General features: G+C 74.4%; 11 protein-coding genes. 8 read left to right on the top strand and 3 right to left on the bottom strand.

Annotated elements, in window-relative coordinates; all coding sequences use genetic code 11:
• Positions 1–489 precede the first annotated feature (489 nt).
• From GCU69_RS19845 to GCU69_RS19835, 3 genes are all read left to right on the top strand, one after another.
• Positions 490–2,292 carry a DNA repair protein RecN gene (locus tag GCU69_RS19845; protein ID WP_156206778.1) on the top strand — a complete coding sequence of 601 codons (1,803 nt, stop codon included), beginning with the start codon at positions 490–492 and terminating at the stop codon, positions 2,290–2,292.
• Positions 2,293–2,732: 440 nt separating this feature from the next.
• A complete protein-coding gene (locus tag GCU69_RS19840; RefSeq protein WP_235978583.1) occupies positions 2,733–3,632 on the top strand; it encodes a hypothetical protein in 900 nt (299 codons plus the stop codon).
• A gap of 559 nt (positions 3,633–4,191) precedes the next feature.
• Positions 4,192–5,361 carry a glycosyltransferase family 4 protein gene (locus GCU69_RS19835; RefSeq protein ID WP_408055823.1) on the top strand — a complete coding sequence of 390 codons (1,170 nt, stop codon included), beginning with the start codon at positions 4,192–4,194 and terminating at the stop codon, positions 5,359–5,361.
• A 186-nt stretch (positions 5,362–5,547) separates the two neighbouring features.
• On the opposite strand, the gene GCU69_RS19830 is transcribed toward GCU69_RS19835, so the two are convergent.
• Complete coding sequence (locus GCU69_RS19830; protein ID WP_156206771.1) at positions 5,548–7,503, bottom strand: PucR family transcriptional regulator; 1,956 nt, start codon at positions 7,501–7,503, stop codon at positions 5,548–5,550.
• Between the two features lie 297 nt (positions 7,504–7,800).
• Positions 7,801–8,862 carry a LacI family DNA-binding transcriptional regulator gene (locus GCU69_RS19825; protein ID WP_156206770.1) on the bottom strand — a complete coding sequence of 354 codons (1,062 nt, stop codon included), beginning with the start codon at positions 8,860–8,862 and terminating at the stop codon, positions 7,801–7,803.
• Between the two features lie 124 nt (positions 8,863–8,986).
• Here GCU69_RS19825 and GCU69_RS19820 point away from each other — a divergent pair, with 124 nt between their 5' ends.
• Both GCU69_RS19820 and GCU69_RS19815 read left to right on the top strand, forming a co-directional pair.
• The gene (locus tag GCU69_RS19820) at positions 8,987–9,916 is read left to right on the top strand and encodes a glycoside hydrolase family 16 protein (protein ID WP_156206769.1); all 930 of its coding nucleotides are present in this window, start codon (positions 8,987–8,989) and stop codon (positions 9,914–9,916) included.
• Between the two features lie 5 nt (positions 9,917–9,921).
• Positions 9,922–11,097 carry a beta-1,3-glucanase family protein gene (locus tag GCU69_RS19815; protein WP_098751196.1) on the top strand — a complete coding sequence of 392 codons (1,176 nt, stop codon included), beginning with the start codon at positions 9,922–9,924 and terminating at the stop codon, positions 11,095–11,097.
• A gap of 16 nt (positions 11,098–11,113) precedes the next feature.
• On the opposite strand, the gene GCU69_RS19810 is transcribed toward GCU69_RS19815, so the two are convergent.
• Entirely contained in the window at positions 11,114–12,877 is a 1,764-nt protein-coding gene (locus GCU69_RS19810; protein WP_098751213.1) for a glycoside hydrolase family 15 protein, read from the bottom strand.
• A gap of 435 nt (positions 12,878–13,312) precedes the next feature.
• Here GCU69_RS19810 and GCU69_RS19805 point away from each other — a divergent pair, with 435 nt between their 5' ends.
• From GCU69_RS19805 to GCU69_RS19795, 3 genes are all read left to right on the top strand, one after another.
• Complete coding sequence (locus tag GCU69_RS19805; protein WP_098751195.1) at positions 13,313–14,947, top strand: CTP synthase; 1,635 nt, start codon at positions 13,313–13,315, stop codon at positions 14,945–14,947.
• Positions 14,948–15,046: 99 nt separating this feature from the next.
• Positions 15,047–15,685, top strand: coding sequence for an NUDIX domain-containing protein (locus GCU69_RS19800; RefSeq protein ID WP_156206768.1), 639 nt, complete (start codon positions 15,047–15,049; stop codon positions 15,683–15,685).
• A gap of 479 nt (positions 15,686–16,164) precedes the next feature.
• Positions 16,165–16,838 (top strand): ATP-binding protein (locus GCU69_RS19795; protein ID WP_156206767.1); only part of this gene is annotated, 674 nt, incomplete at its 3' end.

The following is a 16,838-nucleotide window of genomic DNA, read 5'->3' as shown; positions in this document are numbered from 1 at the left end:
TCCCGGCGATCCTCCGTGCCTCTCCGAGCCTCTCCGGGATTCTTCGCGGTTCTTCCGGTTCTTCGCGGTGTCCGCGATTCTCGCGAGATTCCCCGCGGTCTTCGCGCCCCTCGCGGTTCTCGGCGGCGGGCCCGAGGGCGTGGCGCGGGCGGTCGTCCGTACCGGTGAACCGGCGGAACCGCTGAAACCGCTGAAACGGGCGGAGCCGGTGAAAACGGCGCAGCGTGCAGCCCAGCTCAGCCCAGCCCACGGTCGCAGCCGCAGCCCCCGCCGTAGTCGTGTCGCCCCGGCCGGTCCGTGTGCCCGGGCGTCACCGTGAGGAGACCGGCCCGGACCCCTCGGTGACCGTCCGGACCGGCCGGGAGCACCCCCGGGCGGCCCGGGCGGTGTCCCGGAGGCGCATCCGGGCCGTTCGCGGGGAGCCCGCACGGGGAGGGACGTCGCGCCGTGGCCGTCCGACCTCGTAAGGTCGTGTCCGTGTTGGAGGAGATGCGGATACGGTCGCTCGGAGTCATCGACGACGCAGTCGTGGAGCTGTCACCCGGATTCACCGCGGTGACCGGCGAGACGGGTGCGGGGAAGACGATGGTCGTCACCAGCCTCGGGCTGCTGCTCGGCGGCCGCGCCGACGCCGGCCTGGTGCGGATCGGGGCCAAGGCCGCGGTCGTCGAGGGGCGCATCGTCGTGTCCCCGGACGCACCCGCGGCCCTCCGGGCCGAGGAGGCCGGGGCCGAGCTGGACGACGGCGCCCTGCTCATCAGCCGTACCGTCTCCGCCGAGGGCCGCTCCCGGGCCCACCTCGGCGGCCGGTCCGTGCCCGTCGGGCTGCTCGGCGAACTCGCCGACGACCTGGTCGCCGTACACGGGCAGACCGATCAGCAGGGCCTGCTGCGTCCCGCCCGGCAGCGCCAGGCACTCGACCGCTACGCGGGCTACGGCGTCGCCGGCCCGCTCGGCGAGTACGAGATCGCCTACCGCAGGCTCCGGGCCGTCGCCGCCGAGCTGGAGGAGATCACCACCCGCGCCCGCGAGCGCGCCCAGGAGGCCGAGCTGCTGCGGTTCGGTCTGGAGGAGATCGCCGCCGCCGAGCCGCAGCCGGGCGAGGACGCCGAACTCGCCGCCGAGGCCGAGCGTCTGGGGCACGCGGAGGCGCTGGCCTCCGCCGCCACCGCCGCGCACGGTGCCCTCGCCGGCAATCCGGAGGATCTGGAGGCCGTGGACGCCGCCACCCTCGTCGCAGGCGCGCACCGCGCCCTGGAGGCCGTAAGGTCGCACGACCCGGCGCTGGCCGCCCTCGCGGACCGGGCCGGCGAGATCGGCATCCTGCTCTCGGACGTCGCCGGGGAACTCGCCGGATACGCCGACGACCTGGACGCCGACCCGCTGCGGCTCGCGGCTGTCGAGGAGCGGCGTGCGGTGCTGACCCACCTCATCCGCAAGTACGGCAGCGACCAGCCCGCCCCGCCCGGGACGCCCGGCGCCGCCGGGGCCGAGGACGACGGTGACGGCCGGCCCGACGGCTGCGCGGCCGTGCTCGCCTGGGCCGAACGGAGCGCCGCCCGGCTCGCCGAACTCGACAACGACGACGACCGGATCGCCGAACTCACCCAGGAGCACGACACGCTCCGCGCCGAACTGTCCGGGCTGGCCCAGGCCCTGACCGACGCGCGCACCGAGGCGGCGAAGCGGTTCGCCGACGCGGTCACCGCGGAGCTGGCCGAACTGGCCATGCCGCACGCCCGCGTGAGCATCGACATCCGGCAGACCGAGAGCCCCGACGGCGTCGAGGTCGACGGACGCAGGGTCGCCTTCGGCCCCACCGGCGCCGACGAGGTGGAACTGCTCCTCGCCCCGCACCCGGGCGCGCAGCCGCGCCCCATCGCCAAGGGTGCCTCCGGCGGCGAACTGTCCCGCGTGATGCTCGCCGTCGAGGTCGTCTTCGCGGGCTCCGCGCCGGTGCCGACCTACCTCTTCGACGAGGTGGACGCCGGAGTCGGCGGCAAGGCGGCGGTCGAGGTGGGCCGCCGGCTGGCGCGGCTGGCGCAGTCGGCCCAGGTCGTGGTCGTCACGCACCTGCCGCAGGTCGCGGCCTTCGCGGACCGGCACCTGGTGGTGGAGAAGACGCACGAGGGGTCCGTGACCCGGAGCGGGGTGCAGGCGATGGAGGGTGAGGACCGCATCCGGGAACTCTCGCGGATGCTCGCGGGCCAGGAGGACTCCGAACTGGCCCGGGCGCACGCCGAGGAACTGCTGGAGACGGCCCGGGCGACCACCGACCTGCGGTCGGGCTGACCGGGCCGGGGCGGCCGCCCGCGGCTTCGTCGCCCGTACCGGGCTTCCGTTTCCGGTCACCGGCCTTCCGTTTCCGCCCCCGGACGGGCGTGGGCCGTGCTGCCGCCGGAAACCGGGCCGTCGTCGGGATCCGGGCCGTCACCGCGGTCCGGGGCGCAGCGGCGGTCCGTGCTGCCGCCGGAAATGCGGGCCGCCATCGAGGTCCGGGGCCATCGAGGTTGGGGCGCCACCGAGGTCCGGGTGGTGCCGCGGCCCGTGCTGCCGTCGGGCGCCGGGGGCCCTGCTGCCGTCGGGCGCCGGGGCGTCGCCGGGGCCGGGTCCGGCCGGTTCCGGTCTCTGCCGTCCGGGCACCGGGCCGCGTCGCCGGGTGCCGGAACGTTCAACTGCCCCGGAGGCGTAGGGTGTCGGGCGGTTCAGCGCACGTCCGAGGGGAGCGAGACATGGTGGTGCCGGACGGCGTCGCGATCGGGGGACGGGTGACGGCCCTGTTCGCCGCGGCGGGCGCGGCCCGCGCCGCGGTGGCCGGGATGCGCCGCAGGCCGCCGGGCGGCGCGGAGATCTGGGAGCGCCCCAACCACGCGGGGCGTCCCGTCGACCTGTACGCCGGTCCCGCCGTCGCGCTGGGCACCGGCCTGGCCGTGGCCGCGGCCCCCGGCCTGCCCGTCCGGACCCGCAGCGCCGCGGCCCTCGTGGTGCTCGCCGCGGGAGCCTGCGGGGCGTACGACGACATCCGGGGCCGCGGTGACGCGCGGCGCGGATTCCGGTCCCACCTGGCGGCGCTGCGCCGGGGTGAGGTCACCTCGGGAGCGGTGAAGCTCATCGGCATCGGCGCGGCGGGGCTCGCGGCCGGTGCGCTCATCGAGGAGAAGGTCCTCGACAAGCTGCTGGCGGGAACGGTGATCGCCGGGGCCGCGCACCTGGTGAACCTGCTCGACGTACGGCCGGGCCGCGCGGCCAAGGCGGTGCTGACGGCGGGCGCGCCGGGACTGCTGCGCGGGGGAGCGGCGGCGGTGCTCGCCGCGGCGCCGGTCGGCGCCACAGCCGCCGTACTCGCCGACGACCTGGCGGAACGGACCATGCTCGGCGACTCCGGCGCGCACGCCCTCGGTGCCGGCCTCGGGGTGGCGATCGTGGCCGGGAACGACCGGGCGGGCCTGGTGCTGCACGCGCTGGCCCTCGTCGTCGCGGCCGTCGCGGGCGACCGGGTCTCGAACGGCGGAGCCTGGCACCAGCGCCCCGTACTCCGAGCCTGGGACGAACTCGGCCGCCGTCCGGAACCGGTCTCGGTGTTCTCGCGCGGGGCGACGCCGGTGCGCCCGGCGGGCAGCCGGAGGACCTGAGGGCGCTTCCCGGAGGCCGTCGGCGGACCGTGGTGGAGGGAAGGACGCGGCCGGAAGGACTCCGGCGGAGAAATCCCGACCGCCACGGCCACAGCCACGGCCACAACGCGGCGAGATGCCACAGCTACAGCACGGTGGCAGCTGTGGCCGTGGCCACACGGCACGTCGACGGCCACAGCCACGGCCACGGCGACAGCCACGGCCACGGCGACAGCCACGGCCACGGCGACAGCCACGGCACGGCAACAGAAAGAGCCGCAGCCACAGGAACAACCGGAACAACCGGAACTGCGGGAACAGCAGGAAGAGCCGGATCAGAGGATCAGCCGGAGCCGCTTCCGGGCCGCTCGGAGCCGGTTTCGGGCCGGGCAACGGTGCCCGAGGGACGCGGCTCCGCGGCCGGCCGGTCCGGCCGCGACCGCCCGGCGGGGGCAAAACCCGGCGGCTGTGTCCCGGTGCCGCCGCCGGGGCTGGCATCCTGGTGGCGCAACGCGCCGTTCCGGCCCGCCCCGGGCAGGGGCCGCGCCCGACCGAAGCCGACACCAGGAGCTCCACCCGCGTGAGCAACACCCCCGTACCGCCGCGGCAGTCCGTCATGCACGTCGTCCACGTGCTGGGAAACGGCAGTTCGGGCAGCGGTGTGCACGTCAGGTCGCTCGCGGCGGGGCTGGTCGCGCGGGGCGTGCGCGTCACCGTCTGCGCCCCGCGACGCGCCCTGGACTCCTACGACTTCACCGGCGCCGGTGCGCATTTCGCGGCGGTCGCGTCCCGTTCCGACCCCGCGACCGTCGCGGCCCTGCGCGCGGTGTGCGCCGGAGCGGACGTCGTCCACGCGCACGGTCTGCGCGCCGCCGCCCGGGCCGCTGTCGCGCTCAGCGGCAGCACCGTGCCGCTCGTGCTCACCTGGCACCGCAGGCCGCACGCCGAGGGAGTCCGCGCCGCCGCCGTACGGCTGCTGGAGCGGCGCGCCGTCCGGGCCGCGGACATCGTCCTCGGCGCGTCCACCGAACTCGTCGACCGGGCCCGCGGGCGAGGAGCGAGGGACGCCCGGCTCGGCCCGGTCGCCCTCCCCGGATTCCCGACCGGGCGGCACGACGTGCTCGCCTCCCCGGCCGAGGACGGCGACCTGCTCCGGCACAAGGCGCGGGCCGACCTGGGCGCCGTGGAACGGCCGTTGCTGATCGCCGTCGCCCGGCTGGAACGGCGGCAGGGCCTCGAACTTCTCCTGGACGCCGCCCGGGAGTGGCGCGCGATCGACCCGCAGCCGCTGCTCGTGGTCGCCGGGGAGGGCCCGGCACGCGTCCCGTTACAGCGCCGCATCGACGCCGAGAACCTGCCGGTCCGGCTCCTCGGCCGGCGTGACGACGCGGCCGAACTCCTCGCGGCCGCCGACGTCGCGATCCTGGCCAGCCGCTGGGAGGCCCGTTCGCTGCTCGTGCAGGAAGCGCTGCGCACGGGGGTGCCGCTGGTCGCCACGGCCGTCGGCGGCGTACCGGAACTCGTCGGTGACGCGGCGGAACTCGTCCCGTACGGCAGTGTGGCCGAGCTGGCCGCCACCGTGCGCTCGCTGCTCGCCGACCCGGAACGGTGCGCCCGTCTCGCGGCCCGCGGACAGGCCCGGGTCGCCGGGTGGTCCACGGAGGACGACACGGTCGTGCAGGTCCTGAGCGTCTACGACGAACTCTTCGGCGCCGCGCCGCGCAGACACACCCCGGGCCCCCGCCCCTGACCCCCGGCACGGGCCGCCTCCTCCGGCGGGGCCCCGGTCCCGAGCCCCAAATCCCGGCCCTGAGCCCCAAATCCCGGCCTGCAGCCCCGGGGCCAAGGCCCCACACCCCCGAAGCCCTCAAGCCCCGAGCTGCCAAGCCGCCCCCGGGCACCGAGCCGTTGAGCGGCGGCTGAGCGCGTGCGCGGCTCAGCGGGTGAGCCGGCGGGCCTGGAGCGCCAGGTTGAGGCCCAGCACCGTCTGCGGGTCGTCCAGGTCCGCGGCCAGCAGCTGGGCGATCCGCGCCAGCCGGTCGTAGAGCGTCTGGCGGTTGAGATGCAGTTCGCGTGCCGTCTCGGCCTTGCGGCCCGCGTGCGCCAGATACGCCTCCAGGGTCGGCAGCAGCGCGGGCCGCGACCCGCGGTCGTGGGCGAGCAGCGGGCCGATGGCCCGGTCCACGAACGCCGCGAGGTCCGGATGCTCCCGCAGCCGCCACAGCAGCAGGTCGATGTCGAGCCGCCGGGCGTCGTGCCAGGGCCGGTCCGGCAGCCCCTGAGCGGCGGCCGCCGCCTCGGCGGCGTGCCGCAGCCCCGCGCCGGCGCCGCTCCAGCCGCCCGGCACCCCGACCACGACGACGGGCGGGGCCGCCCCGGAGCGCGGCAGCCCGGCCCGTTCGACCGCGGCCCGCAGTGCCGCCGCCACCCGGTCGGCGGCGGCCGCCCGTTCCCCCTCGGACCGCAGTCCCAGCAGCAGCGGTACGCGCCCCTCGACCGGCCGGACCCCCAGCAGCACCGGCAGCCCCACCGTCGTCAGCTCCTCCTGCGCGGCCCGCACCAGGACCGCCCAGTCGCCCGCGGGCATCAGCTCGGCGGGCAGCCGCATCACGACCGGCAGCAGCACCCCGCCGTCGGCAGGGCGGAAGCCGAGCACCCGGGCCTGCGCGGGGGCGTCCGCCGCGGCCGTGCGCCCCTCGGCGAGATCGGTCAGGAAGTCGCCCCGGCCGCGCGCGGCCAGTTCCTCCTCCTGCCGCGCCTGCATCAGCACCACGGCCAGCAGCCCGGCGGTGCGTTCCGCGGCGATCCGGTGCACCGGGGCGAGCGGGCGGTCGACGGGCAGCACGACCAGCCGCGCCCGTACCGAGCCCGGCCCGGCGCCGCCGCCGGGGATGTCCACGACGCAGCCGCCGCGGATCCCCGCCCCCGTGCCGGCCGGTTCCGAGTGACCGGACGCCGCGCCGGCCGTTCCCGTGAGGCCGGACCCCCTCCCGTCCGGCCGCGCGGCGCCCGGCCCCGCGCCGTCCGCCTTCCGGCCGTCCGACCGCGCGCCGTCCGCCTTCCCGCCGTCCGCCTTCCCGCCGTCCGACTTCACGCCGTGCGCGGCCGGGGCCTCGCTCCGCCGAACGTCCGTCTCCCGGGCGTCCGCCGCCGCCCCGCCCCGGAAGGCCGCGCCGGGCGCCCCCGGCCCGGACGGCGGGCCCGGCTCGGCCCGCCGGCGGCGCAGCCTGTCCCAGATCTGCACGGCGTCGGCGGCCGGACCCGGCCCGGCGGAAACGGCGGCCGTGTGCGGCGCGGCGGCGGGGGATTCCGGCGCTGCGGGCGAGGCCGCGTAGAGAAGTCGGCCGTCGGGTGTCTCCAGGAAGACCGGATTGCCCGCGAAGCCGGCCAGCAGCCGCAGCACGTCGGGGGCGCCACCGCCGCGCAGCAGCAGCTCGGTGCACCGGCGGTGCACCTCCTCGGCGCTGCGGAGCATCGCGTAGTGCCCGTTGACGATCTCCGTGTGGATCTCCTCGGTGACCGTCACGAACGGCACCTGCCGGTGCAGCTGCACCAGCGGAAGGCCGCGGTCCCGGGCGGTGTCCAGGAGCGGGCCCGGCAGCCGGCCGCTGAACCGTCCGCCCAGCTCGACGACCAGCGCGGCGATGCCGCGCTCGGCGAGATTCCGTACGAAGGCACGCTGCTCGGCCGGCCGGGCACCGATGCCGAGACCGGTGGTCAGCAGCAGCTCGCCGCCCTTGAGCAGGGAGGCGATGTCGGGCACCTCGCCCGCGTGCACCCAGCGCACGGGGCGGTCGAGATTCTCCCCGGCGGCGACGACCTCGGGCAGCCCGCGGCGCAGGGCGGGCAGCGCGAGCGCGTCCCGTACGGTGATCGTGGCCTCGGCGTCCATGCCGGGACGCTACCGCTGACCTCTGACCAGGGCGAATCCCTCCGCGTCCGGAGCCTCGTCCGCTTCCGGTGTCCCGTCGCGCGGGCCTCTGCGGCGGCTGCGTACCCTTCGCGTCGGGGACACCTCGTCGCTCCAGGTGTCCCCGCCGTGCGGGCCTCAGCGGCGGCTGCGTGCCCTCCGCGTCCGGGCCTCGCCTGCTCCCGGTATCCCGGCGCGCGGGCCTCAGCGGCGGCTGCGCCGCCTCCGCGTCCGGAATCCCGTCCGCCCGGTGTCCCCCGCGCGGCCCGCACCCCCCGGCTACGTCGAGGACCGCACCACCAGCCGGACCGGTGTGACGACCGGCGCCAGTTCCGCCACCGCGGGCACCACGCCGATCCGGCGCAGCAGCAGGGACGCCATCAGCCCGCCCATCTCCTCGATGTCCTGGTGAACGGTGGTGAGCGGCGGGTCGGACCACGCCGCCGACTCCATGTCGTCGTAGCCGACGACGGCGACGTCCTCGGGGATCCGGCGGCCGCGTGCCCGCAGCGCCCGCAGCGCGCCCGAGGCCATCAGGTCCGAGCCCGCGAAGACGGCGTCGAGGCCGGGGTGGCGGTCCAGCAGCTCCGTCATGGCCCGCTCGCCGCCCTCGGCGGTGAAGTCGCCCTGGGCGACGAGACCGGCCTCCTGAGCCCCGGAGGCCCCCGGCACCCCGTTGGCGCCCGGGGCGCCCGCCAGCGCCTCGTGGTAGCCCTCCAGGCGGTCCGCCGCCGACGTCTGGTCGAGCGGTCCGGTGATGACGGCGATCCGCCGGCGGCCCCGGTCGAGCAGATGGCGTACCGCCTGCCGGGCCCCGTCGCGGTTGTCGCTGTCGACGTACAGCAGCTCCGGGTCGTCCTCCGCGCCCGGCCAGCCGGGTCTGCCGCCGAAGACCGTCGGCAGCTCCGAGCGGGCGGCCATCGACGGCAGCGGGTCGTCCCGGTGCAGGGAGAACATCAGGGTGCCGTCGACATGGCCGCCGGCGAGGTAGCGGCCGATGCGGTCGTAGTCCCGGGTGTTCTCCACGAGCAGCAGCACCAGCTGGGTGTCGCTGGCGGACAGCTCGCGGCTGACCCCGCGCAGCTGCTGGGCGAAGAAGGGATCGGCGAAGACCCGCCGCTCCGGTTCGGCGATCACCACGGCGATCGCGCCTGTACGCCGAGTGACGAGACTGCGGGCCGCGCTGTTCGGTACGTAACCGAGTTCGGCGACGGCCCGCTGGACCTTTTCCCGCACCTCCTCACGGACCCCCGCGAAGCCGTTGACCACGCGGGACACGGTGGCGCGGGACACCCCGGCCTGTGCGGCGACGGCTTCCAGCGTGGGGCGGGTTTCGGGCACGTCCAACTCCTTTTTCGTCGCAGAGGGTTGACGCTACAGCCTGAGATCGGCACTGTCTTGCGCATGGCTTGAGAGCGCTCTCAAGCCTGCTCCTCTGTCCCCCACCTTGCGAGGAGACTCTGACATGAGCAAGAAGACATGGCTGGCAGCGGCTGCGGCCGGCCTGATCGCCGGCGGCCTGGTCGCATTGCCGCCGGCCTTCGCCGAGGACGCTCCGAAGGCGGACCCCGCCGCCCTTCAGGAGGTCTGGCGGGAGGACTTCGACGGTCCCGCGGGCCAGTTGCCGTCCACCGACGAGTGGATCATCGACACCGGGACGTCCTACCCGGGCGGCCCGGCCAACTGGGGCACCGGTGAGACCCAGACGTACACCGACAACCCGGACAACATCAGCCAGGACGGCGAGGGCCATCTGAAGATCACCCCGCTGAAGGACGGCTCCGGGCAGTGGACCTCCGGCCGCATCGAGACCAAGCGCAGCGACTTCGCCGCGCCCGAGGGCGGCAAGATGCGCATCGAGGCGCGCATCCAGATGCCGGACATCACCGGCGACGAGGCGCTCGGCTACTGGCCGGCCTTCTGGACGCTCGGTGACGAGTACCGCGGCAACTACTGGAACTGGCCGGGCATCGGCGAGTTCGACATCATGGAGAACGTCAACGGCGTCAACTCCGTCTGGGGCGTCCTGCACTGCGGCACCGCGCCCGGCGGCCCCTGCAACGAGAACGACGGCATCGGCGCCTCCACGCCCTGCCCCGGCAGCACCTGCCAGTCCGGCTTCCACACCTACGCGCTGGAGCTGGACCGCAGCGGTGACACCGAGGCCCTGCGCTGGTACGTCGACGACCAGGAGTACCACTCGGTCACCGCCGCCGACCTGGACGCCGAGACCTGGGCGAACGCCACCCACCACGGCCACTTCGTGCTGCTCAACCTCGCGATGGGCGGCGCCTTCCCCGACGGCGTGGCCGGGCACGCCACCCCCACCGACGCCACGAAGCCCGGCGTCCCGATGATCGTCGACCACGTGTCCGTACAGCAGAGCGAGGGATGAGTTCCATGATCAGCCGTAGGAAGCTTCTCGGCGGGCTCGCGGCCGGTGCCGCCGTCGGTTCCGGTGCCACCCTGCTGTCCGGCCACGCGAACGGCTCCGTCCTCGCGCCGCGGTCCAAGGCCGCGGCGGGACTGGCGCTCACCATCGCGAACAAGACCGGTTCGTTCGACAACGCGTCCGTGTGGGTCTACATCGTCGGCAACGAGGGCGGCCGCCAGGTGCGCGTCACGCCCGACGGCACGCTCGCCCCGATCGCGCTGTCGGACAACGGCGACGACGGCTTCACCGACTACGCCATCCCGCTCGCCGGCAGCGGCGACACCCAGTTGACGCTGCCCAAGATGTCCGGACGGATCTACGTTGCCCTCGGTGACAAGCTCAAGTTCAAGGCGGTCGAGGGCGGGGACGGCAGCGCCGCCCTCGCGTACCCGGCCGGCTGGGTGGAGTCCGACCCGAACTACGAGGTGCTGCACGACTGCGCCGAGTTCACCTACAACGACGGCGGGATGTACTGCAACACCACGATGGTGGACATGTTCAGCGTCCCGCTGGACATCCATCTGACCGGCGCCAAGGACCAGAAGGCCGGCGAGCTGAAGGAGGGCGCCCGCGCGAAGATCTTCTCCGACCTGGCGGGCGTCGAGGGCTACGACAAGCTCGTCGTCGGCGACAAGCGGGTCATCGCGCCCGGCCACGGCCTGGACACCGGCATCTTCGCCGAGGACTACTTCGCCCCCGCCATCGACGAGGTGTGGAGCCACTACGCCTCGGCGGACCTGAAGGTCACCACCAACGCGGGCACCTTCACCGGCCGGGTCAGCGGGGACCAGTTCGCCTTCACCGGCCCCGCCGAGGTGTCCTTCGCCAAGCCGACCACCCGAGACGTGCTGTTCTGCGACGGGAACCTCGCCGCGCCCAACGACGGCACGACCGGCCCCGTCGCGGCCATCCTCGGCGCGGGCTTCAACCGGGCCACGCTGCTCTCCCAGGCGGAGCAGCCGAGCACCGACCCCGCCACCTTCTACCAGGAGCAGATCGCCAACCACTACGCCCGGGTGATGCACGAGGCCAGCGCCGACGGCAAGGCCTACGGCTTCGCCTTCGACGACGTCGCCGGCTTCGCCTCGTACATCGAGGACGGCGCGCCGGAGTCGTTCACTCTCACGCTGGGCGCCGTCTGACGGCGCGGCGGCGGCGTCACGCGCCGTACGCCCCCGAGGCCGTCAGCCGCAGCGCGGTGTCGATCAGCGGGACGTGGCTGAAGGCCTGCGGGAAGTTGCCCACCTGCCGCTGGAGCCGCGGGTCCCACTCCTCGGCCAGCAGACCGAGGTCGTTGCGGAGCGCCAGCAGTTTCTCGAACAGCTTCCGGGCCTCCTCGACGCGCCCGATCATCGCGAGGTCGTCCGCGAGCCAGAACGAGCACGCCAGGAAGGCACCCTCGTCGCCCTCCAGACCGTCCACGCCCGCGTCCTCGCCCTGCGTCGGATAGCGCAGCACGAAACCGTCCGGGGTGGACAGCTCCCGCTGAATGGCCTCGATGGTGCCGATGACCCGCTTGTCGTCCGGCGGCAGGAAGCCCATCTGCGGGATGAGCAGCAGCGAGGCGTCCAGCTCCCGGGAGCCGTAGGACTGCGTGAAGGTGTTGCGCTCCTTGTCGTAGCCGCGCTCGCACACCGTGCGGTGGATCTCGTCCCGCAGGTCGCGCCAGCGCTCCAGCGGACCCTCCACGTCACCCGACTCGATCAGCTTGACCGTCCGGTCGACCGCGACCCAGGCCATGACCTTCGAGTGCACGAAGTGCCGACGCGGGCCGCGGACCTCCCAGATGCCCTCGTCCGGCTCGTCCCAGTGGTCCTCCAGGTACGAGATCAGCTTGATCTGGAGCAGCGAGGCGTAGTCGTTGCGGGCCAGCCCGGTCATGTGCGCGAGGTGCAGCGCCTCGGTGACCTCGCCGTAGACGTCGAGCTGGAGCTGTCCCGCGGCGCCGTTGCCGACCCGTACCGGCTGCGAGCCCTCGTAGCCGGGGAGCCAGGTGAGGTCGGTCTCGCCCAGCTCGCGCTCGCCCGCGATGCCGTACATGATCTGGAGGTTCTCCGGGTCGCCGGCGACGGCGCGCAGCAGCCACTCGCGCCAGGCCCGCGCCTCCTCCCGGTAGCCGGTGCGCAGCAGCGAGGACAGCGTGATGGCGGCGTCCCGCAGCCAGGTGAAGCGGTAGTCCCAGTTCCGGCTGCCGCCGATGTCCTCCGGCAACGATGTCGTGGGCGCCGCGACGATGCCGCCCGTCGGGCCGTACGTCAGGGCCTTGAGCGTGATCAGCGAACGGACCACCGCGTCCCGGTAGGGGCCGTGGTACGTGCACTGGGCGACCCACTCGCGCCAGAAGTCCTCGGTGGCCTCCAGGGACATCTCGGGCTCCGGCAGCGGCGGCGCGTCCTTGTGCGAGGGCTGCCAGCTGATGGTGAACGCGACGCGCTCGCCCGGCGAGACCGTGAAGTCCGAATAGGTGGTGAGGTCCTCGCCGTGCGTCTCCTGGTCGGTGTCGAACCACACCGAGTCGGGCCCGGCGACGGCCACCGTACGGTGCTCCACCTGCTGCACCCACGGCACGACCCAGCCGTAGGAGAAGCGCATCCGCAGCGCCGACCGCATCGGCACCCGGCCGCTGACCCCTTCCACGATCCGGATCAGCTGCGGCGCCCCGTCACGCGGCGGCATGAAATCGATCACACGGACCGTGCCGCGCGGAGTGTCCCACTCCGACTCCAGCACCAGCGAGTCACCGCGGTAGCGCCGCCGGTCGGCGGACGGCGGCTCCTCGTCCGGGGCGTGGGCCGGGCCCAGCCGCCAGAATCCGTGTTCGTCCGTGCCGAGGAGGCCGGCGAAAATTGCGTGCGAGTCGAACCGGGGCAGACACAGCCAGTCGGCCGTCCCGTCCCGGCAGACCAGTGCGGCGGTCTGCATATCGCCGATGAGTGCGTAGTCCTCGATGCGCCCGGCCACGTGCGTCTCCAGTCGAACGGCCTTCGTTTGCCCCACGGGGGCGTATTTCAGGTCAAGGGAACATTGAACGAGCTCTCGCTCCGGAGACTGACGGTGGTGGTGCCATGCCGGCCGGCTCGCTGATGTGTCCGAGCAGGATACGGCCTGAGCAGGGCTGCGTGTGACGGTCGCCGCAAGGTGACTGAGCCGATCGGGTGGGCTACAGCGCGCAGTGGCCGGGTGCGCCCCGGAGCGGCTGTCCGGGGGCGCTGATACCCTGGTAGCCCGTGGACCGGTGGGACGGCACCCGATGGGAAGGCGCCCCGGAACCTCACGCGACGGACGCCCCATCGGGGCGCCGATCCGCAATTCACCTCGCGACCACGGGAGCCCCTCTTGGCCATTGCCGCTAAGCCCATGACGACCAAGCACCTCTTCGTCACCGGGGGTGTCGCCTCCTCGCTCGGCAAGGGTCTCACCGCCTCCAGCCTCGGCCGGCTGCTCAAGGCCCGCGGTCTGCGCGTGACGATGCAGAAGCTGGACCCGTATCTGAACGTCGACCCGGGCACCATGAACCCGTTCCAGCACGGTGAGGTCTTCGTCACCAACGACGGCGCCGAGACCGACCTGGACATCGGCCACTACGAGCGCTTCCTCGACGTCGACCTCGACGGCACCGCCAACGTCACCACCGGCCAGATCTACTCCACCGTCATCGCCAAGGAGCGGCGCGGCGAGTACCTGGGCGACACCGTGCAGGTCATCCCGCACATCACCAACGAGATCAAGCACCGCATCCGGCGGATGGCGACCGAGGACGTCGACGTCGTCATCACCGAGGTCGGCGGCACCGTCGGCGACATCGAGTCGCTGCCCTTCCTGGAGGCCGTCCGCCAGGTGCGGCACGAGGTCGGCCGGGACAACGTCTTCGTCGTCCACATCTCACTGCTGCCCTACATCGGCCCCTCCGGCGAGCTGAAGACGAAGCCGACCCAGCACTCCGTCGCCGCGCTGCGCAACATCGGCATCCAGCCGGACGCGATCGTGCTGCGCGCCGACCGCGACGTCCCCGTCTCCATCAAGCGCAAGATCTCGCTGATGTGCGACGTGGACGAGGACGCGGTCGTCGCCTGCAAGGACGCCCCGTCGATCTACGACATCCCGAAGGTGCTGCACACCGAGGGCCTCGACGCGTACGCCGTCCGCCGCCTCAACCTGCCGTTCCGGGACGTCGACTGGACCGAGTGGGACGACCTCCTCGGCCGCGTCCACCGGCCCGAGCACGAGGTGACGGTCGCCCTCGTCGGCAAGTACATCGACCTCCCCGACGCCTATCTGTCGGTGACCGAGGCGCTGCGCGCCGGCGGCTTCGCCAACAACGCCCGGGTGAAGATCAAGTGGGTCGTCTCGGACGACTGCCGTACCCCGGACGGAGCCCGCGAACAGCTCGGCGACGTCGACGCGGTCTGCATCCCGGGCGGCTTCGGCGAGCGCGGCGTGGACGGCAAGGTCGGCGCCATCACCTACGCCCGCGAGAACAAGCTGCCGCTGCTCGGCCTCTGCCTCGGCCTGCAGTGCATCGTGATCGAGGCCGCGCGCAACCTCGCCGGGATCGACGGCGCGAACTCCACGGAGTTCGACGCCGCGACGGCGCACCCGGTCGTCTCCACCATGGCCGAACAGCTCGACATCGTCGCCGGCGAGGGCGACATGGGCGGCACCATGCGGCTCGGCATGTACCCGGCGAAGCTCGGCGAGGGCTCCATCGTCCGCGAGACCTACGACGGCCAGCCGTACGTCGAGGAGCGCCACCGGCACCGCTACGAGGTCAACAACGCCTACCGCGCCGAGCTGGAGAAGAAGGCCGGCCTGGTCTTCTCCGGCACCTCCCCGGACAACAAGCTCGTCGAGTACGTCGAGTACCCGCGCGAGACGCACCCCTACCTGGTCGCCACCCAGGCCCACCCGGAGCTGCGCTCCCGGCCGACCCGGCCGCACCCGCTCTTCGCCGGCCTGGTGAAGGCCGTCGTGGACGGCCGCCGGGCGAGCTGAGCCCGGAGGGCCGGTGCCGGAAAGATACGGTTGGCCGGGGACCGGACCCGCGAGGGCCCCGGCCCCGGCCACCGGCTTTGCGTGAAAGGACCACCGCAGATGGGCACCCAGGGGACCGACATCCGGGACACCCCGGAGGAATGGCGGGTCACCGCCACCGAGACCCCGTTCCGGGGCAACAAGACCAGCGTCCGCGCCGACGACGTCGTGATGCCCGACGGCAGCGTCGCCCGCCGCGACTACCAGGTCCACCCCGGCTCCGTGGCCGTCCTCGCCCTCGACGACCGGGACCGCGTCCTGGTGCTGCGCCAGTACCGCCACCCCGTACGCCAGAAGCTCTGGGAGATCCCGGCCGGGCTGCTGGACGTACCGGGGGAGAACCCGCTGCACGCCGCCCAGCGCGAGCTGTACGAGGAGGCGCACGTCAAGGCCGAGGACTGGCGGGTGCTCACCGACGTCTACACCACACCGGGCGGCTGCGACGAGGCGGTACGGATCTTCCTCGCCCGGGAGCTGTCGGACGCGGAGGGCGAGCGGTTCGAGGTCTCCGAGGAGGAGGCCGACATGGAGCTCGCCAGGGTGCCGGTCGACGACCTCGTTCGCCGGGTGCTCGCCGGTGAACTCCACAACAACTGCCTGGTCGTCGGCGTGCTCGCGCTGACGGCGGCCCGCGCGGCCGCGGACGGCCCGGACGGCCTCCGCCCGGCGGACGCACCCTGGCCCGCGCGGCCGTTCTGACGGTGGGCCCGCGCGCCGCGGGCCTGGCGGCGGCGTTTCCGTGCGGTCGCGTTCGTTCCCGTGTGCCCGCTGCACGTCTGCCCGCGTTCCGTGTGTCCGTGTGCCCGCGTGCAGCGCCCGTGGTGACGGCGGGGGTCCGGCCCGCGGCGTGGTGACCGCGTGTCCCGTCCGGCCCTTCCGACGGCGTGCCCGCGTCGCACGGTGCGGCTGGTGCGAGCGGAGCCGGCCCCGCCGGTGGAGCGTGCCGGGGGCGGGAGGGGCCGCCCGGCCGGTGGGCCGTGCAGGAGCGGCCGGAGAAGCCGGAGAAGCCGGAGCGGCCGGAGAAGCCGGAGAAGCCGGAGAAGCCGGAGAAGCCGGAGCGGCCCGGGGCAGTGGAGCGTGCCGGGGCCGCGCGATCGGTGAACTACGCTCTGTTGGGCCCCGCGCACCGGCGCGCCGGGCTCGTGCGCGGTTGGGACGGAACAACGGGAGCGTGGCCCGTGGCGGATCAGGCGATCGGCACCGGAGACGCACGCCCGGGCCCCGCTGCCCCGCCCCCGGCCGGTGCCCGCCTCGCCGGCCGGGACCGGGAGCTGAAGGAACTGCGGGCCGACATCGTCCGCGCCGGGCTCGACACCCTCTCCGGCCGCGCCCCGGCCCGCAGCCGGGTGCTGCTGATCGCCGGCCGCCCCGGCTCCGGCCGCACGGCGCTCGCGGAGGAGCTGGCCCGTACCGTCGCGGACGACTATCCCGGCGGCCTGTTCCGGGCCCGGCTGACCGACCCCGGCGGCCCCCCGCCGCCGCTGGAGGACATCGCCCGCGACCTGCTCGCGGAACTCGGCGGCTCGGCCCCCGCGGGCTCGTCCGAAGACGAACTGACCCAGGCCGTACGGGATACCCTCGCGGGCCGGCGCTGCGTCCTGCTGCTGGACGACGCCGCGGACCCCGACCCGGTGCGCGAACTCGTCCCGGACACGCCCGGCTGCCTGGTCGTCGCCGTCTCCGAGGGACCGCTGACCGGGGTCCCGGACGTCCGGCCGTGCACCCTCGGCGGGCTGCCCGTCCCGGCGGCCGTCGCGCTCATCGCCCGGTACGCGGGCGACACCCGGGTCACCGTCGACCCGCGCGCGGCGGAGACCCTGGTCGAGGAGTGCGCGGGCCAGCCCGCGGCGCT

This window comes from Streptomyces lycii, assembly GCF_009735685.1.
GTDB classification, from domain to species: Bacteria; Actinomycetota; Actinomycetes; order Streptomycetales; family Streptomycetaceae; genus Streptomyces; species Streptomyces lycii.
Note: the sequence above shows the minus strand (reverse complement) of the source record. Positions and strands in the feature narration are given on the sequence as shown.